This window comes from Nocardiopsis nanhaiensis (assembly GCF_054778635.1).
This window is the reverse complement of the sequence record NZ_BAAGZJ010000004.1, coordinates 65734-83909: the sequence shown is the minus strand read 5'-3', so window position 1 is coordinate 83909 and position 18176 is coordinate 65734. Positions and strand designations below refer to the sequence as shown.

The 18176-nt window shown below is 66.7% G+C and carries 17 protein-coding genes and 1 tRNA gene; 7 read left to right on the top strand and 11 right to left on the bottom strand.

Annotated features, from left to right (window positions below; genetic code table 11):
* Positions 1-209: 209 nt before the first annotated feature.
* The 4 genes from tnpB (at position 210) to ACYVD1_RS02975 (ending at position 5168) form a co-directional block, all read left to right on the top strand.
* On the top strand, positions 210-1703 hold the full coding sequence (tnpB, locus tag ACYVD1_RS02990; protein WP_460756585.1) for an IS607 family element RNA-guided endonuclease TnpB: 1494 nt from the start codon (positions 210-212) through the stop codon (positions 1701-1703).
* A 130-nt stretch (positions 1704-1833) separates the two neighbouring features.
* Positions 1834-2874 (top strand): ISAs1 family transposase, encoded by a 1041-nt coding sequence (locus tag ACYVD1_RS02985; protein ID WP_460767469.1) that lies wholly within the window; start codon positions 1834-1836, stop codon positions 2872-2874.
* Between the two features lie 471 nt (positions 2875-3345).
* Complete coding sequence (gene ltrA, locus ACYVD1_RS02980) at positions 3346-4857, top strand: group II intron reverse transcriptase/maturase (RefSeq protein ID WP_460767466.1); 1512 nt, start codon at positions 3346-3348, stop codon at positions 4855-4857.
* A gap of 125 nt (positions 4858-4982) precedes the next feature.
* Positions 4983-5168 carry a hypothetical protein gene (locus tag ACYVD1_RS02975; protein WP_460767463.1) on the top strand — a complete coding sequence of 62 codons (186 nt, stop codon included), beginning with the start codon at positions 4983-4985 and terminating at the stop codon, positions 5166-5168.
* A gap of 450 nt (positions 5169-5618) precedes the next feature.
* Here the strand turns inward: ACYVD1_RS02975 and ACYVD1_RS02970 are convergent, their stop codons facing one another.
* Positions 5619-5879, bottom strand: a complete 261-nt coding sequence (locus ACYVD1_RS02970) for a hypothetical protein (RefSeq protein WP_460754301.1) — start codon at positions 5877-5879, stop codon at positions 5619-5621.
* Between the two features lie 88 nt (positions 5880-5967).
* Positions 5968-6717: an IclR family transcriptional regulator gene (locus ACYVD1_RS02965; RefSeq protein WP_460754298.1), complete on the bottom strand. Its 750-nt coding sequence runs from the start codon at positions 6715-6717 to the stop codon at positions 5968-5970.
* Between the two features lie 98 nt (positions 6718-6815).
* Between ACYVD1_RS02965 and ACYVD1_RS02960 the strand changes: the two genes are divergently transcribed.
* Positions 6816-7856, top strand: a complete 1041-nt coding sequence (locus tag ACYVD1_RS02960; RefSeq protein WP_460754294.1) for an amidohydrolase family protein — start codon at positions 6816-6818, stop codon at positions 7854-7856.
* Positions 7853-9502 (top strand): FAD-dependent monooxygenase, encoded by a 1650-nt coding sequence (locus ACYVD1_RS02955; protein ID WP_460754290.1) that lies wholly within the window; start codon positions 7853-7855, stop codon positions 9500-9502. The genes ACYVD1_RS02960 and ACYVD1_RS02955 overlap by 4 nt, the downstream gene beginning before the upstream one ends.
* A 19-nt stretch (positions 9503-9521) precedes the next feature.
* Here the strand turns inward: ACYVD1_RS02955 and ACYVD1_RS02950 are convergent, their stop codons facing one another.
* The 6 genes from ACYVD1_RS02950 to cysS all read right to left on the bottom strand — a co-directional run bounded on the left by ACYVD1_RS02950 (position 9522) and on the right by cysS (position 13441).
* Positions 9522-9809, bottom strand: a complete 288-nt coding sequence (locus ACYVD1_RS02950) for a transposase (RefSeq protein ID WP_460754286.1) — start codon at positions 9807-9809, stop codon at positions 9522-9524.
* Complete coding sequence (locus ACYVD1_RS02945; RefSeq protein ID WP_460754282.1) at positions 9794-10132, bottom strand: site-specific integrase; 339 nt, start codon at positions 10130-10132, stop codon at positions 9794-9796. Before ACYVD1_RS02945 ends, ACYVD1_RS02950 begins: the two co-directional genes overlap by 16 nt.
* Positions 10024-10548, bottom strand: coding sequence for a hypothetical protein (locus ACYVD1_RS02940; RefSeq protein WP_460754279.1), 525 nt, complete (start codon positions 10546-10548; stop codon positions 10024-10026). Before ACYVD1_RS02940 ends, ACYVD1_RS02945 begins: the two co-directional genes overlap by 109 nt.
* A 199-nt stretch (positions 10549-10747) precedes the next feature.
* Positions 10748-10820, bottom strand: a tRNA-Thr gene (locus tag ACYVD1_RS02935).
* A 64-nt stretch (positions 10821-10884) separates the two neighbouring features.
* Entirely contained in the window at positions 10885-11859 is a 975-nt protein-coding gene (gene rlmB, locus ACYVD1_RS02930) for a 23S rRNA (guanosine(2251)-2'-O)-methyltransferase RlmB (protein WP_460754275.1), read from the bottom strand.
* Positions 11860-12037: 178 nt separating this feature from the next.
* Positions 12038-13441, bottom strand: coding sequence for a cysteine--tRNA ligase (gene cysS / locus ACYVD1_RS02925; protein ID WP_460754272.1), 1404 nt, complete (start codon positions 13439-13441; stop codon positions 12038-12040).
* Between the two features lie 302 nt (positions 13442-13743).
* Here cysS and ACYVD1_RS02920 point away from each other — a divergent pair, with 302 nt between their 5' ends.
* Positions 13744-15900 (top strand): DUF2637 domain-containing protein, encoded by a 2157-nt coding sequence (locus tag ACYVD1_RS02920; protein ID WP_460754269.1) that lies wholly within the window; start codon positions 13744-13746, stop codon positions 15898-15900.
* 159 nt (positions 15901-16059) lie between these two features.
* On the opposite strand, the gene ispF is transcribed toward ACYVD1_RS02920, so the two are convergent.
* The 3 genes from ispF to phoU form a co-directional block, all read right to left on the bottom strand.
* Positions 16060-16539, bottom strand: coding sequence for a 2-C-methyl-D-erythritol 2,4-cyclodiphosphate synthase (gene ispF / locus ACYVD1_RS02915; RefSeq protein WP_460754265.1), 480 nt, complete (start codon positions 16537-16539; stop codon positions 16060-16062).
* Positions 16540-16561: 22 nt separating this feature from the next.
* Positions 16562-17044 (bottom strand): CarD family transcriptional regulator, encoded by a 483-nt coding sequence (locus ACYVD1_RS02910; RefSeq protein WP_026122741.1) that lies wholly within the window; start codon positions 17042-17044, stop codon positions 16562-16564.
* Between the two features lie 388 nt (positions 17045-17432).
* A complete protein-coding gene (phoU, locus tag ACYVD1_RS02905) occupies positions 17433-18095 on the bottom strand; it encodes a phosphate signaling complex protein PhoU (RefSeq protein WP_460754262.1) in 663 nt (220 codons plus the stop codon).
* Positions 18096-18176: the final 81 nt, after the last annotated feature.

Genomic DNA, 18176 nt, shown 5'->3' with positions numbered 1-18176 from the left:
AGCTGGCCATCCCGCCGCGTCAAGGGGTTGTGAGCTGTTCGGGGTTCCCTCAGCAACCATCCACTCTTGTCAACACACAGCAGTACGGCCGCAGGCCACCGTTGAAGAGCCAGGAACTCGGACCGGTTCGCGCTGGAGAAAAAATCAAAGGAGTTCGCCGATTCTGCCCACACGGGCCCGCCCGTCCCGCTAACTTCTTTCTCGAACGTGTGAACGAGACGAACGAGGCGCAGGGGGAGGGGATGGGGGTGGGACCCGTGGCCGAGACCGCCCTACACCAAGCCGAACAGCAGCCTGAAGGCAAGAAGAAGCCGAAGAAGAAGCGGGGGTTCCAGCCCCGCCCCGGGCACGCGGTCCAGGCCTACGTCTTCGCCCTGGACCCCGGCGCCGAGACCGAGCACCGGCTGCGCGCGCACTGCGGAGGGGCCCGGACGGCCTTCAACTGGGCCCGCAACCACATCCTGGCCACCTGGGACCAACGCAAGGCCGAGGCCTCCTACGGTATTCCTGAGTCCGAGCGCACCCCCTGGCGGTCCTGGTCACTGCCCGCCCTGCGGCGGGCCTTCAACGCCACCAAACGCCAGGACCCCCGGTTCGCCACCTGGTGGGCCGACAACTCCAAAGAGGCCTACAACACCGGCCTAGCAGGCGCCGCCGCTGCCTTTGACGGCTATGCCGCCGCCAAGCGCGGCGATCGCAAGGGTCCGAAGGTGGGGGTGCCGCGGCCCAAGTCCAAGCACCGGGCGCCCCTGTCCTGCCGGTTCACCACCGGGGTAATCCGGTGTGAGGACTCCCGTCGCCACGTGAGGCTGCCGGTGGTGGGGCGGGTGCGTACCCATGAGTCCACCCGCAAACTCCACCGGCGCCTGGCCAATGGGACCGCGCGCATCCTCTCGGCCACGGTCTCGCACCGGCGGGGCCGGTGGCAGGTCTCCTTCCAGGTCGAGATCGAACGCGCCCCCACCGCTCCGGCCCGCCCGCAGGGGGTGGCCGGGGTGGACCTGGGAGTGAAGTCGTTGGCGGTGGTCGCCGACAACGACGGCGGGGTGTGGCAGGTGGCCAACCCCCGCCACCTGGAGGGGGCACTGACCGACCTGCGCCGGGCCTGCCGGAGGGTGTCGCGGCGCCGGGGTCCGGACCGGCGCACCGGGCGCGCGCCTTCGAAGCGGTGGGTCAAGGCCGACCGGGCCCGCAACAAGGTGCACCACCGGGTGGCGAACCTGCGCACCGATGCGCTGCACCACCTGACCACCAGTGTGGCGGGCGAGTACGGCACGGTGGTCATCGAAGACCTCAACGTGGCCGGGATGGTCAAGAACCGGCGTCTGGCCCGGCGTATCGCGGATGCGGGGTTCGGGCAGATCCGCCGCCAGCTGGACTACAAAACCGCCTGGGGCGGTGGGCGCCTGGTGGTGGCCGACCGGTGGTTCGCCAGTAGTAAGACCTGCTCGGGGTGCGGGGCGACGAAAGCCAAGTTGCCGCTGCACATCCGGGTGTTCGACTGCGACGAATGTCCCCTGGTGTTGGACCGGGACGTGAACGCAGCACGCAACCTCGCCGCCTTGGCGGCGCAGGTGGGCAGTACCGGTACCGGAGTGGCCGGAGACCGGGGAGCGCAAGCTCTGAAGGCCCGTGGAGCCGACCGTAAGACCCGCACCACCCACACCCGCCGCAGCAGGGCGATTTCAAAGTTGCTGGTCTGAGTCGTATGCCCCGTTATGTCTGATCCAGGATGTTCACCGAGTGTGACGGTGAAACGAAGATGGCCTTCCTGGCGGCACGATGGGAGTTACCAGACTTCCAAAACCCGGACCAAGAAGGCCATCAACACCAGTGTCGCACGCCCTCACCGCTTCCAACGCCCCCACCCATCACCCCCAGAGCGAGGACGAAACCGTCCACGGACTACTGGCCGCTCTGGCCTCGATCACCGATCCCCGCCACAGCCGCGGTGTACGCCACCGCCTGACCACGGTGCTGGCCGTGGCGGTGATCGCCACCCTGGCCGGGGCCAGGAACTACCGCGAACTGGCCGACCAGGCCGCCGACCTGAGCCAGGACCTGCTCTGGCTCCTGGGCGCCAGCTACAGCCCCCGCCACGGGCACGCCCCGTCCGGATCGACCCTGCGACGAGTCCTGATCGCCCTGGACGCCGCAGAACTCGACCGCACCGTCGGTGCCTGGCTACGTGACAAGGCCGCCGGGCAGGCCGATACCTGGGCGATCGCCCTGGACGGCAAAGTCCTGCGCGGATCCCACAACGAGCACGGGGAACTGACCCTGTTCTCCGACCTGCTCCACGACCAAGGCATCGTGCTCGGCCAGGTGCGCGTGCCACACACCACCACCGAGACCACCTGTGTGCCCGCCCTGGTCGGGCCGATGGACATCACCGGCGCCCTGGTCACGGCCGATGCCACCCATACCTGTGCCGCCACCGCCGACTACCTGGTCCAAGAGAAGAAGGCCGACTACTTGCTCTGCGTCAAGGGCAACCAGGACCAGCTCCAGCGAGCCGTCATCGACCGCGTCCTTGACCTGACCGAGCAAGAGTGTGGACACCAGGTGCAAGAACGCGCCCATGGGCGCATCCACCGCTGGCGCACCTGGGCGGGGCCGGTACAGGATCTGGATTTGGATCTGCCTCACGCTGTGGCGGTGGCGTGCGTGCGTCGCGACGTGCTGGACCTGGCCGGGCAGGCGTACAGCAAACAGATCGCTTTGATGGTCAGCAGCCGTCCCATGGACGCCGCCGCTTTCCACCGCCGTACCCGCTCCCACTGGCACGTGGAGGTGCGCCATGAGGCGCTTGGTTACCGGATGGAGGTGAAAGACCCCATCGCCCGGCCGTCGCAGCGGCCGGGCAGAAGCTGAGGGCAGCCACCGCGCCGCTGGAAGCGTAGACGTGGTGGTGGCAAGCGGCCCTGACACCGTCGGGACGTGCGGGAACTACCAGACCGTGCGGGCCCGGCCAGCGAGCCACGAAGGGATACACAAGGAACCGGTGCTTGACGCCTCGTTAGCCAGAACCGCTCTCAAACCTGGTGGATATGGGGCGGGACAGCGGTGCGGGCCGGGCTGTTTCGATAAGCAGGCTCCCGTCCGTGGCGGTCTCCAACCGTGCCGGACTGGTCGCCCCGCGAGTCTGCGGGTGGGGCGACGACCGCCGGGGTATAGCCGGATCCCTCCCGTGGCAACCGGAGCGAAGTGAACATGGGAACCGTGTGGGGCCTGCCCGCACCTATCGCCGCAACCAGCGGCCAGGTGGGCAGACGCGCTGTCCGTTGTCGGGCCCCACACGGGGCGGAGCGGCCGTAGTACTCCGAGGACGGTAACGCCGTCCACATGGGGAAGGGCCGCAGCGAGTCATCGCAGCAAGGAGAGGAAATGTCAGGAGCCACGCCGGTGAACACCGGCGTTCCGTTCGATGCCGCTACGGCGGCCTCGCGGGTACTGGGGATTCAGTCCAAGCTGCACGATCGGGCGGCGGCCGACCCAGGCCGTGTGTTCGATGATCTGTTCAACCTTGTGGCCGATCCGGCGTTCCTGCTCCAAGCATGGCGCCGGGTACGGGACAACGCGGGGGCACGTACCGCTGGGATCGACGGGTGGACCGGTCCGGAAATCGAGAACTCCGCCGGCGGTGTCGCCGGGTTCTTGTCCCGGATCCGCGAAGATCTGAAGGCCCGCACGTTCACCCCGCTGCCCGTGGCTGAACGGCTGATCCCCAAGTCCGGGGGAAAGCTACGACGCCTGGGCATCCCCACGGCCCGTGACCGGGTCGTGCAGGCCGCGCTCAAGCTCGTGCTGGAACCGATCTTCGAAACCGGGTTCAGCTCATCGAGCTATGGGTTTCGGCCCAAACGACGCGCGCAGGACGCGATCGAGGACATCAGGCACCACACCCGTATGGGATACGAGTGGGTGCTGGAGACCGACATCGCGAACTGCTTCGACGAGATCTCGCACACCGCTCTGATGGACAGGGTGCGCAGGCGGATCTCCGACAAGCGGGTCCTTGCACTGGTCAAGGCGTTCCTGCACGCAGGGATCCTAACCGGTGAGGGGCTCGTGCGTGAGACACCGGCGGGCACGCCACAAGGCGGGATCTTGTCACCACTGCTCGCCAATATCGCTCTGAGCGTGATCGACGAGCACTTCGACGCGAAGTGGAACACGCATGTGAACGAGTATGCCCGGCGCCGTCACCGTAAACAGGGAGGGGCGACCTACCGGCTGGTGAGGTACGCCGACGACCTGGTCGTGGTGGTGTTCGGTACTCGCGAGCATGCCCAAGCACTGCGCGTGGAAGTGGCAGACGTGGCCGCGAAGATCGGGCTACGCCTCGCGGAAGACAAGACCCACACCGTCCATATCGACGACGGGTTCGACTTCCTCGGGTTCCGTATCCAACGGCATACCCAGTGGGGAACTGACCGTCGCCGGATCTACTCCTACCCCTCGGACAAGGCCGTCAAGTCGGTGAGGTCCAAGGTCAAGGCGTTGACAGGACGGCAGACCATGAACATGGAGCCTCGCAAGATCTTCATCCGGCTGGGGCTGCTCTTGCGGGGCTGGACCACGTACTTCCGGCACGGGGCCTCCAAGATCGCCTTCAGCGATCTGGAGCACTACGTGTGGCACCGTGTCTGGAAGTGGCTGCGACGTCGACATCGTCGCAAGAACTGGAGGTGGATCGCCCGCACCTACGGCACGCCCCACAACCAGTGGGGCTTTGCTGCCGAGGGTGTGGAGTTGTTCAACCCCGCCAAGGTATCCATCATCCGGTACCGGTATCGGGGTAAAGCGATCCCGACCCCGTGGACCATCCGGCCAGGGGTAGTCCCTTCCGCCTGAGGGACTCGTGGAGAGCCCGGTGCCGGGAAACTGGCACGCCGGGTTCGGGCGAGCGGTCAGGGGAAACGACCAGCCGAAATGTTGGAGCCGCACCCCTGGCCGACTCGCACAACCTGGAACATCACGTGCGGGACGTGTGCTGGGCCGAGGACGCCCACCAGGCCTGGATCGGGGCCGGGCCGCAGACCTTCGCCACGCTGAAGAATCTAGCGATGAGTCTGCTGCGCTTGCACGGGCACCGTCAGATCACGCGGACCACGCAGTGGATCAGCCGGGATCGCTCTCGGGCGCTGCCGTTCATCCTCACCTGAAATCACTCAGAGTGACCAGTGCCCTGACTTTGAAATCGCCCTGCCCGCCGCAGGGCGGGTGCGGGGCGGGCCGGTGGCGCAAGACCGCACATGCGGAAGGAAACGGGACACCGTCGTCAGGACACCCAACCCAGGTTGTGGTGACACCGTCACGGACCTTTCGTACAGAAACGCACGGAATGCTGATGTTCGCTTAAGACATCAGCAACGGTGGACGGAATAAGCGGGGAACACAACGACCAGACAGAACGGACAAGTTCGCTCCCGGCCGTAGTTGAAAGCGGTCGCCAAGAGGCTCCTATACGATGTTCCACTCGTCCTGGTGGACCCTCGGGAAAAGCGCACGGCCAAAGCCGCCACACCTGGTCGACGGCTGGTCGAGGTGGACACGGCCGATTGCGCGACCCTCTCTGCATCGCACCGACCTAGGCCATCCAGGTTCCGGCGAAGTCAGGTCCGCAGGAAACCGATCGGGCGGGTCCCGTCACGGATCAAGGCACGGTTAGCCATGGAGGTCTTGTCGAACACGCTTTCTCTGAGCAGGCAGATCTCGGTGTTGAGCAGGGCGGCGACCAGGTGCCGCGGCCTGCCCTGCGGTTGTGTGGGCACCGCGAACGCGGTTCTGCCGTCGAGGGAGGTGTGCCACCATCCGTGGGCGACGGCGACGGCGACGGCGACCGCGCCCCTGGGCGGCCCGTGCCACCAGCACACGGTCGAGCAGGCCGGTGTCCCAGAGGGCGAACACTGGGCGAAACGTCACTCCATCAAAACCGGTACCTCCAGGGCGCGCTTGTCCCGCTCAGAGCGAATATCGATGTAGGAGCGCTTTGATCCGGTCAGCGTGCTGTTGCAGTATCGAGGGGGCCAGCTCTCGCATTTTGCCGTCGAATCGCACGGAAGGGCCAGCGACCGTTAGGGCCACAGGTCGTCCCGGCCCCTTCACGACCGGCACGCTGCAGGCCCAGACTCCCGCGTCGATCTCGCCCTCGCTCGTCGCATGTCCCAGTCGGCGCACGTCCGTGAGGTCCACATCGAATCCCGTGACCGCGTGATCCCGACTCAAGTCCTGTAGCGAGGCGAGCACCATCTTCCCCGACGCCCCGACCCCCAGAGGCGCGGTGTGCCCGCGCTGGAACGTGAAGCGCATCGGTCGATCCGTCTCCTTGACTTCGACACAGACCACGCCCTCACCGAAGTGCTGCATGAGCATCACGGTCTCGTCGAAGGCGTCCGCCGCTTCGGCGAGGACCGGCTTGGCTATCTCTGCCAATGTGTTCGACAGTTGCGCGGCACGGGCGAGCGACATCACCTTCGCCGTCGGATGGTAGGTGCCGCCCGTGCCTTCCTCGATCAGCTGCATCTCCTTCAGCAATGCGACATGGCGGTAGGTCGTCGGGATCGGAGCGTCCACGAGCTCAGCCAGCTCGGCAACCGTCGCTGCGGTTCTTCGCTCCGAGAACGAGAAGAGGATCTGCAGAACCTTGCGGGCGCTGCCGGATCCGGGCGTCTTCTTCTCCACCGCAGCGTGCTTGGACGACTGGCTCGCCATCTTGACCCCTCCGCACTAGGTGCTATCGTGGTTTCTCGCAGAACGACATCATACTATCACATAGTGATAATCAGGCCAACTGGATGAAGTGAGGCGCGATGAAAATCGATTCCTTCTGCCATATTCTCCCGCCGAGGTACGCTGAGCGTTTCTTTGCGATCAATGACAGCGAGCCACTGAAAAATCTCCAGCAACGCACGCGCAACATTCCTTCGCTGTTCGACCTCGATCTCCGCTTCCGACAGATGGACGAGTTCGGTGAGTATCGGCAGATCATCAACGTCGCCGCACCTCCGCTCGAGGATATGGGGGGCGCGGCCTTCAACGCGGAGATGGCACGGTTGGGCAATGAGGCGTTGGCCGAACTGGTCGCCGACCACCCCGACCGGTTCATCGGCTTCTGCGCGGCAGTCTCACTCGATGACCCGCAGCGTGCTATCGAGGAAGCTGAATACGCTTTCACGCAGCTCGATGCGGTGGGCGTGCAGGTGTACTCACATGTCAATGGAAAGCCGCTCGACTTGCCCGAGTTCGATGCATTCTGGGCTAAAGTCGCAGAGTACGACAAGATTGTCCAAGTGCACCCCAACCGGACATCGGCTTGGCCGGACTACCCCACTGAGGCTCGTTCGAAGTACGAGATCTGGTGGGCTCTCGGCTGGGAGTACGACCTCTCCGTGTTCTGTGCACGCATCGTCTTCTCCGGCGTCCTCGAGCGCTGGCCGAACCTGAAGTTCCTCATCCACCACGGCGGCGCCATGATCCCCCACTTCGCGGGACGCGTTGGTGAGGGCTGGGACCAGCTGGGTGCGCGCACACCTGAGGCCCAGAAGGAGGACGTCACGGCACCGTATCCACTCACGAAGCGTCCGCTTGACTACTTCAAGATGTTCTACATAGACACCGCGACGTTCGGTGCCGCGGACCCATTGTTCACGTCGATCAGGTTCTTCGGCGTGGACCGCACTCTGTTCGCCTCCGACAGTCCCTACGATCCCGAGAAGGGCCCGGGCTTCATCCGCTCGACGATCAGTGCGCTGGAGAGCTTCGAGACGCTCACCGACGACGACAAGACCGCGATCTATCAGGGCAATCCAGTCAAGCTCTTCGGACTGACCCAGGAGGCCGAAGTCCAATGATTCACGCCCAAAAACTCTCGGCGACCCAGGTGGTGATCGCGGGAGCGGGACCGGTCGGGCTCACCCTCGCGATCGCGCTGGGTCGGCAGGGAATCGGCGTGAGACTCTTCGACAAACGCCCCGGTTTCGGCAAGCTCCCGAAGATGGAGCGCTGCAATGCCCGCACGATGGAGAACTTCCGCCGTCTAGGCATCGAGGACGAGATTCGCAACGCAGGTCTCGACAACGACATGCCGATGGACGTCTTCATCTGCCTTGAGGACTTGAACCGGCCGCCCCTGGTCAGGCACGAGTACGACTCAGTGAACCAGCTCCGGGCCCAATACCAGTCCACTCGCGACGGGAGCACCGCCGCCGTCCCGTACCAGCTCATTTCCCAGTACACGCTCGAGCCCTTGTTGAGGGATTTCGCCCATCAGCATTCTAACGTGAGTATCGAGTTCGATCGTGAACTCGTCGACTTCTCTCAGTACGAGGGCGGTGTCACCGTCACGCTCGAAGATGCCCGGGGTGCTCGATACGAGATTTCAGCCGACTACCTTGTCGGCTGCGACGGCGGCTCCAGTACGGTGCGTGATCTGCTCGGATTCACGCTCGAAGGCGAGTCCTTGCTGGCGATGAAGCAGGCCTTGTTCTATTCTGAGGATCTGCTTGACCGAATCCCGATGGGGAAGGGCCGACATTACCATATCGCTGACGATAAGAACTCTTTTCTTATCGTGCAAGACGACAAGCGGCACTTCTCGCTGCACGCTACGGTCGCTACCGACCAGGAGATGATTCCGCTATTCGAGAAGATTATCGGGTTCCCCGTCGACTACGAGACGCTCTACATCGGCGGGTGGCAACAGCGCCTTATGCTCGCCGACCGGTTCCGCGATCGCCGTGTGTTCATCGCTGGCGACGCGGCGCACCTCGTCATCCCAACCGGCGGGCTCGGCATGAACACGGGTGCGGGTGACGCCATCGACTTGTCGTGGAAGCTCGCCGCAGTGCTCCAGGGCTGGGGCGGGCTCGGACTACTCGACTCCTACGAGGCGGAACGGCGCCCCACGGGACGCCGAAACATCTCAGCGTCTCGCCGTGCCGCACAGGGTCGCCGTGCCTGGAGGAACATGTGGCGCCCAGAAATCGCCGACACTACAGCGCGGGGCGCCGCGGCTCGTGCCGCTCTCATCGAGGTCGCCGAGCGAAAGCAACGCTGGAGCAACGATCTCTACGGGATCGAGCTCGGCTACCGTTACCAGACCTCGCCGGTGCTCGCCTACGACGTGCAGCCCGAGTCAGAGGACCAGGAACTCGACTTCGAATACAAGCCCTCGACTGAGGTTGGCTGTCGGCTGCCGAACATCTGGCTCGCGTCCGACCACTCGATCCAAGACGAGATCGGTTGGGAGTACGCACTCATCGACACCACACGCGCCGGGGTCTCCAGTGCTCCCCTCTCCGAGGAGTTCCTGCGAATCGGCGCGCCGTTCCGCGCGCTGCGCCCAGATACCGACCAAGCAGCCAAAGTGTACGGCGAATGCCTGCTTCTCGTACGGCCCGATCTGCACATCGTGTGGCGGGGAGAAACTCTGCCTGAAGACGTCGACCTGCTGGCGCAACTCGTCACCGGCCGTGCGGCGCAATTCCACGCCCGCTAACCCGGAGCTGTCATTCCCGTCATCGGGATCGACTGTGCGAGAGCGAGCTAAGCGGAGACTGGCTTCCGCTCCACCAGTACTTGGGAACACCGGATCTTCGAAGTTCATGGGTGTGGGCCTCCCGTCTACTCCGGCACGTGGTTGCACAGCGTGACCGAAGGCTTTGGTTGGCCCGGTTCCGGAAACCGAAGGCGTTGCGGGCCTCGAGCTTGATCAGGCGGTTGTTGCCTTCGGAGGCGGCGTTGGTGATACCGGTGGCCAGACAGGCCTCGATCGGCCTCGGACGTTCCCTTAACAGCCAACACAACCGTTATGCGCTGGCAGAGCACACTCGGCAAGCACACGAGAGCAATCGTCCGAAAACCTCACCCCCGGGGTCAGCGCCCCGCCCTTCTGGGACAGCCACAGGAACGGCAGGTGCGCGTCCGGGTGCTGGGCGCGCTGGCGCAGGTGGCGGTCCAGGGCCTTGGCGGTGGCGTGCGTGAACTTCACGTGGCGGCTCTTGTCGCCCTTGCCTGTGACTAAGGCCCGCCGCTTGTCCAGGGAAACGTCGCTGAGCTTGAGACCGGCCAGCTCGGCCAGGCGTATGCCGGTATCCCGCAGGAGCTGGATGATGGCGCTGTCGCGCAACCTGCAGGCGTCACCCCGCTTGGCCGCGCACCGGTCCTGCCTGTTCGGGGCATCTTCAGGATGCGGTCGACCTCGCCCTCCTCGAACACCGGAACCGGCTCGGCCACCACCTTGGGCGGCTTGACCTTGCGCATCGGGTCGGTGATCTCTTCCTCGTCGGCCAGCCACTTGAAGAACTGCTGCAGGCAGCGGTACTGGTTGTTCACGTAGCTGGACGAGTACTCGCGGCGGTGCAGGCGCACCAGCCACGCGCGGACGTGTATTCGGCTGACCAGCTCCCAGTCCCGGACGGGCTCGAAGGTGACCATGTCAGCGCTGCTGTCAGCCGAGGTGTCGTAGCGCCGGTCGGTGTCCGTGGGCTGACCGTCGGCAAACAGGTGCTCGGCGGCGAACCAGGCGACGGACTCGCGGTACATCGCGACCGTGCGCTCGCTCTTCTTCTCCGAGCTCAGGTGCGCAGGCGTTGGACTTGATGTGGAGGTTCAGGGGTCCAGCGGCCATGTTGCGCGGCCCCCGACGAACACGCTGGGTACCCATAGGAGATAGCTCTCCAGGCGACGAAGCTACGTGGCAGCGATCTCGCCATGGGAGTGATACCAGGTCAGGCAAGAGAAGAGCCGACGAGGGGACTTGAACCCCTAACCTATCGCTTACAAGGCGATTGCTCTGCCAATTGAGCTACGTCGGCCGACAGACCGGGGCTGGGCCCCGGTGCGTCCAACCAGATGGTACCGGTTCTGGCGCCGGGTGGCCTACTCGGCCCGGGCGCCGCGGCGGCGAGCGACCTCGTATAGGGACACACCCGCGGCGACGGAGGCGTTCAGGGACTCCGCTCCACCGATCGGGATGCTGGCGACGACGTCGCAAGCCTCGCGGACCAGGCGGGACAGGCCCTTGCCCTCGGAACCCACCACGAGCACCAGCGGGCCGCTGGCCAGCTCGAGGTCGGGCAGCTGGGTGTCGCCGTCCGCGTCCAGACCGGCGACGAACAGCCCCGCCTTCTTGTAGGACTCCAGGGCGCGGGTCAGGTTGGTGGCCTGGGCGACGGGCAGCTTGGCCAGGGTTCCGGCGGAGGTCTTCCACGAGGCCATGGTCACGCTGGCGGCGCGGCGCTCGGGGATGAGCAGGCCGTGCGCGCCGAAGGCCGCGGCCGAACGCGCGATGGCACCCAGGTTGTGCGGGTCGGTGACCCCGTCCAGGGCCACGATCAGCGGCGGGGTGTCGGACTCCAGCGCCTGGTCCAGCAGTCCCTCGGCCGCCCAGTACTGGTACGGGCGGACCTGCAGCACGATGCCCTGGTGGGTGGCGCCGGGCAGCCCGTTGCTCTCACAGCGGCGGTCCAGGTCGGTGCGGTTCACCTCGACCACGTCCACGCCCTGGTGGCCGGCCAGCTTGGCGGCCTCGTTGACGCGGTCGTCGGGGTCGAGGCTGTTGGCCAGGAAGAGGCGGGTGGCGGGCATACCCGCCCGGAGCGCCTCGATGACCGGGTTGCGGCCGATCAGCAGGTCGGAGTTGTCCGGGCGGTCGGGCGAGCGGTCCTTGCGGGGGCTGTCCGAACCACCGGCCGGGCCAGCGGCCTGGGCGCGCTTATTGGCCTTGTGCTTCTGCTTGCCGTCGTACCAGTGCCGCTGCTCCGCGGGCAGGGTGCCGCTCTTGGGCTCGAGGGAACGCCGGTTCTTGCCGCCGCTGCCCTTGGTCGGGCCCTTCTTGTTCTTCTTCGCCGGCATGGTCGCCGCCTCCAGATACGTGTTGCGAGCATGCCGGAAGAACACTTCCGGCCGATGGGGTAGCCGCAACGCCGAGGGGCGGCGGCAACATCCCAGCCTAAGGCCGACGCGCTACCACACGCGTCGGCGCCGGGGCCGGGCCCGGTGTGTTCCCCGGACCCGGCCCCGAACCGAATACTCAGCCCTTGCGCAGGTCCCAGCGGGGGCCCTGCGGCGTGTCCTCCACGATCACGCCGGCCTCGGCCAGCTGGTCGCGGATGGCGTCGGCCGCTGCGTAGTCCTTGCGGCCGCGGGCGGCCTGGCGCTGCTCGAGGGCGACCGCCACCAGGGCGTCCACGACCTCGCTCAGGCCCTGGTCACCGCCGGACTCCCACTGCTCGCCCAACGGGTCCAGGCCGAGCACACCGAGCATGGTGCGCAGTTCCGCAGCGAGCTCCAGGGCCCGCTCCTTGGAACCGGAGGCCAGTGCGGTGTTGCCCTCGCGCACATGGCCGTGGACCACGGCGAGCCCCTGGGACACCCCGAGGTCGTCGTTGAGGGCCTCGGCGAACCCGTCGGGGACGTCGGCGGCCGGGTTGACGGTACCCAGCACCTCCGTCGCACGCGTGAGGAATCCCTCGATGCGCTGGTAGGCGGCGGCCGCTTCCTGGAGCGCGGCCTCGGAGTAGTCGATCGTGGACCGGTAGTGGGCCTGGCCGAGGTAGTAGCGCAGTTCCACCGGGCGGACCTTCTGGACCATCTGCGGGATGAGCAGCGAGTTGCCGATGGACTTGCTCATCTTCTCGCCGCCGACGGCCAGCATGCCGTTGTGCAGCCAGTACTGGGCGAAGCCGTCGCCGGCGGCACGCGACTGCGCCTGCTCGTTCTCGTGGTGCGGGAAGATCAGGTCGAGCCCGCCACCGTGGATGTCGAAGCTCGGCCCCATGTACTTGGTGGCCATGGCGGAGCACTCCAGGTGCCACCCGGGACGGCCCCGCCCCCACGGGGTGTCCCAGCTGGGCTCGCCCGCCTTGGTGCCCTTCCAGAGGGCGAAGTCGCGGGGGTCGCGCTTGTCCCGGTCGGGGTCGGAGTCGGCGGACTCCACCACCTGGTCCAAGCGCTGGTTGGAGAGCTCCCCGTAGGCGGGGTAGGAGCGCACGTCGAAGTAGACGTCGCCCGAACCGTCGTCGGCCGCGTAGGCATGACCGGCGTCGATGAGGCGCCGCATGAGCTCGATCATCTCCGGCACGTGGCCGGTGGCGCGCGGCTCCACCGTGGGCGGCAGGCAGCCCAGGGTGTCGTAGGCCCACGTGAAGGCGCGCTGGTTGCGCTCGCTCACCTGCCACCAAGGCACATCCTCGTCACAGGCGACGTTGATGATCTTGTCGTCGATGTCGGTGACATTGCGGCAGAAGGTGACCTCGTAGCCGAGGTGGGTCAGCCAGCGGCGCAGGATGTCGAAGTTGACCCCGGACCTGATGTGGCCGATGTGGGGTGGTGCCTGCACGGTGGCACCACACAGGTACAGGGAGGCACACCCCTCGCGTAGCGGAGTGAACTCTCGGACCTGTCGGGCACTGGTGTCATAGAAGCGCAGACTCACGTTGTCAAGCCTATCCGCTTTCCCCTCGCGCACGCGTCACAAACTACGAAGCACCGTGGTCCACTGGACCGGCCTCTGTGCGCTCTGGACTGCACTGAGGCCGCATATGGGATGGGCCGTATTGGATCGTGCGGATGTGAGATGACCAGGAATTTCGGAACGGCATCGGTTGGGGACGGCTCGTCACCCTCCGCTAATTCGACCAGAACATGACATATCCCCCGCAAGGCGACGCCTGGAAGCAACCGGAATCGGCCGGATTCTCGTGTTAGCGGCACCGGCTCGGCTACGCTGCGATGACGATGGCCCCTTTCAACAACGCCCCCGAAACAGGGACACGGGACGCTCGGACCACGGGTCGCGGCGCGGGAGCCGGTGCTCTCGTCGGTGGCGCCCTGTTCGTCAGCGTCATCGCCCTGTGCGCCCTTGTCATCGCCTACAACGGCATCTACGAATTCGCCGCCGTCGTGCACGACGACGGCAGTTTCCTCGCGCACGTCTTCCCGGTGACCTTCGCCCTGCTGGTCCTCATGGCCTTCTGGGTGAGCTACGTACTCCGGGCCGCGCCACCCAAGGAACGCCTGTGGGTGGACGTCGTCCTCATACCCCTCCTCATCCTCGCCGCGGCCGTGCCCATGGTGCTGAACAGCCTGGAGCTCATCGACCGCCTCGCCGAAACCAACGAGAGGCTCATCCAGGTCGTGGTGGCGGTCGCACCGCTGGCCGCCCTCCTGGTCGCGTTCCTGCTGTGGATCACGGTGCGCGCACACATACGCAAGCGCAACGCCGCCGCGCACCCGCGCCCCCGGCCCTCCGACGACCGCACCACGGTCCTGCGCAACCGCCCCGAGAGCCTGGCGGACGAGGCCCCCGCGGAGGAGGACACGGAGCCCGAGGAGCTCAAGACCCGCCTGATGCGGCTGGGCTCCGACCATACCGACCGTGACGACCGCCCGGAGGCGGAGCGGGAAGACGATGAGCCCGAGGAGGACACCCTCACCGAAGCACCACCGCTGCCCGCCCGCACGTCCACACTGCGCCGCGACCGCGCGGAGCAAGAGGCCAGGGACCGCGCCGAGCAGGAGTCCAGGGACCGGGCGGAACGGGCAGAAGCCGAGGCGAAGCTCGCGGAAGAGGAAGAGGAAGAGGAGACCCGCGGCGAGCCGCCGGTCGACCCCGAGGCCCCGACCGTGCCGGTGCCCGCAGCGGCGAGCACTGACACCGCCGCGAGCACTGACACCGGCACCGACAAGGACGAGGCCGCAGAGGAAGGGAAGGAAAGGGAGGGGAGCGAGGACCTCGACGAGCCGTCCGTACCCACACTCCCCCTTCCCAGGCGAGCCCGCTCCGGGGACAACCCGATCAAGCGCGCCGCCGCCGAAGTACCGGTGGTCCCCGCCGCCGTTCCGGACCCCGAGCCCGAGACCGAGCTTGAGACCGAGACCGAGCTTGAGACCGAGCGGATCGTCGTGATCCCCGAGCACCTGGCCGACGAGGGGTTCGAACACGACGGCCCGGTCGGCGACCCCAGCTCGGACGAGGCCGAGGCCCCGTTGCCACCCGTGGCGGCCGAGCCCGGACCGGATCCCAGCACCGTCGTGGCGGCCGAGCCGGAGCCCAGCACCGATCTCGAGTCCAGCGCTGTCACCGATCCCGACTCGCTTCCCGACGTCGAGGAGCTCCCGACGCTGGAGTCGGCGGACTCCGCACCCGAGCCCGAGGCCACGGAACCGGAATCGGAGCCGGTCGGGGCAGCCGAGTCCGAGACCGAGAGCACGGCGGAAGCCGCTGAGCCCGCGGTCACGGAACCCGCTCCGGATGCTGCCGACACCGCGCCCCTGTGGGAGCCCCCTGCCGACGACGGCGGGGCCTCACCCCTGGACGACTACGTGCCGCCGGTGTGGACCCCGCCCGACGAGGACGGCACCCCGGCCGAGCGCACCGAGTCCGATGAGCGCGCTGAGTCGGGCGGGTTCGCGGTGGCCGACGAGGCCGCGGAGTCCGACGAGTCGACGGAAAGCGCGGGAACGGTGCGGGGGCACCTCAGGAGCGCCTCCGAACCCACTCCCGCCCTCGACCACGACACCGGTCCCGAGGTGCGCGCCGCTTTCCGTCTAGGCTCGGTTCCCCCGGGTGCCGCGCGCCCCGAACCGGAGTCGGACCCGCTCCCCGAAGCCGAGGAGCTGCCCTCACAGGACACCGGCGCCGCGGCGGAGACCGCGGAAACCACGGAGACCGCTGAGACCGCTGAGAGCAAGAAGGCCCCCGAGCCGGAGGCTGCGGCCCCTGAACCGGAGGCCGAGCCCGTACCCGGGCCGAAGGCGCCGACCAAGCCCAAAGAGCCCATGAAGAAGCGTCCGATGATCCTCAAGCCCAAGCGGCCGCCCCTGCCGGACTTCGCCTCGGGCCCGCCCTCCCGCCGGGTCCGCAGTGAGCCGCTGCCGCCCGAGGAGCGCTGACCGCACTGCTCGGGGTTTCGGCCGAGGCCTGTGACACACGGTCCCGGACCGGATCCAGCCCACCCGCGGACCGACGGACCACCGGCAGTCAACGCGAGCGGCCCCGCACCAGATGAGGTGCGGGGCCGCTCGCGCGTGCTTCGTGCTCAGTCTTCGGGATCAGTCCCGGGGCGCGCAGAGCGCCGTGGCCACGGCCGCGATGCCCTCACCCCGGCCGGTGAGACCGAGGCCGTCGGTGGTGGTCGCCGAAACGCTTACCGGGGCCCCTAGGACCTCGGAGAGCGCCTTCTCCGCCTCGCCACGCCTCGGGGCGAACTTCGGTCGGTTGCTGATGATCTGGACGGACACATTGCCGATCTCGAAACCGGCCGCGTGCACGCGCGCGGCCGTCTCGATGAGGAGTGCGGCGCCCGAAGCGCCCTTCCACCGTGGATCGGAGGTGCCGAAGTTGGATCCGAGGTCGCCGAGCCCGCAGGCGGACAGCAGCGCGTCGCACGCGGCGTGAGCCGCGACGTCACCATCGGAATGGCCACTGACACCGTCTTCTCCCGGCCATTCCAAGCCGGCGAGAAAAAGTGTTCGTCCAGGAGAAAACGGGTGGACGTCGGTTCCGACGCCCACCCGAGGAATTTTCGTCATGAATTACGTGATTCCGCGACTATCAGTTCGTCAGAACCTCGTCGAGGAGGGCCTCGGCCTTGTCCTCGTTGGTCTTTTCTGCCAGTGCGAGTTCGCTGACGAGAATCTGGCGCGCCTTCGCGAGCATCCGCTTCTCGCCCGCCGACAGACCGCGCTCCTTGTCCCGGCGCCACAGGTCGCGAACCACCTCGGCGACCTTGTTGACGTCGCCGGAGGCCAACTTCTCCAGGTTCGCCTTGTAGCGCCTGGACCAGTTGGTGGGCTCTTCGGTGTGCGGTGCGCGAAGCACCTCGAAGACCTTGTCCAGGCCTTCCTGCCCCACCACGTCGCGAACGCCGACATCCTCGGCGTTCTCAGCCGGCACGCGCACCGTCAGATCGCCCTTGTCAACCCTCAGAACGAGGTAGGTTCTGTCCTCGCCCTTAATAGTGCGAGTCTCGATTGCTTCAATACGAGCAGCCCCATGATGGGGGTAGACAACAGTGTCGCCGACCTTGAAAGCCATGTGACAGGTACCCCTTCCGCTACCCCTAGGATACCATGAATCTGTGACTTAACGTACCTATTAGGTTTGCGAACACGCAGGTCAGGACAGCCTTTTTGGGGCTTGACAAAGTGTACCCGAGGAGTGGCGCGCACCTGGTCGAGGCGGACTCAAGGCGCCGCTACCCCCGCTGGCCAGCCGAAGCGCGTTCCCCTCCACCCCTGATTCGGGTAGGGTTCGCCCCCTCCTCGCCACCCTCCGCGAGGCCCCAAAGCGATTTAGGTCACGATTTCGGATCGCCTTGACCCGGACCTGACCCAACCATCCGGACCGGTCACTCATCCGGTGCGCGGACGTCACTCCTCGGGCACTCCCCGGGCAAGCTCGTCACCCGTCCAGTGCTGAGGTGTCACGCCTCCGGTTCGTAGTCCTCGCTCTTCTCACCGGTGACCATGTAGACCAGGTTGTCCGCGACGTGCACCGCGTGGTCCCCGAAGCGCTCGTAGAACCGGCCCACCAAGGTCACGTCCATCGTGGCCTCCACCCCGTGCTCCCACCCCGGGGCGAGGATCCGCTGCAGCAGCTTGCGCCGCAGGCGGTCCATCTTGTCGTCGTCCTTGTCCAGTTCCAGGGCAGTGTCGGCGTCCCGCTCGGTGATGACCTCGCCCGCCTTGGTGACCAGCAGTTCGGCCTCGTGCCCCATCTCCAGCACGATCGAGCGGACCGGCTTGGGGATCGCCGAGTCCGGGTGCCGACGGCGGGCGATCTTGGCGAGGTGGACGGCGTGGTCGCCCATCCGCTCCAGGTCGCCTCGCATGTAGAGGGACGTGATGATGGTCCGCAGGTCGGAGGCGACCGGCTGCTGCCGCGCCATCAGGCTGAAGGCGGCGTCCTCGATCTCCTGGTCGAGTCGGTTGATCTCCTCATCACCCGAGATCACCTCCTGTGCGGCGGTCAGGTCGCTGTCCAAGAGGGCCGTAGTGGCACGCGCGATGGCGTGCCTGGCGAGCCTCGTCATCTCGACGAGGCGTTCGCTCAGGCTGTCAAGGTCTTCGTGGTACGTATCGCGCATGGCGTCAATGCTCCCAGTCTGGGTTTGAAGACTCGGCCAAGAGTCGGTGAACGGTGAAAGAACCTCGGGTGTGTCGGATGC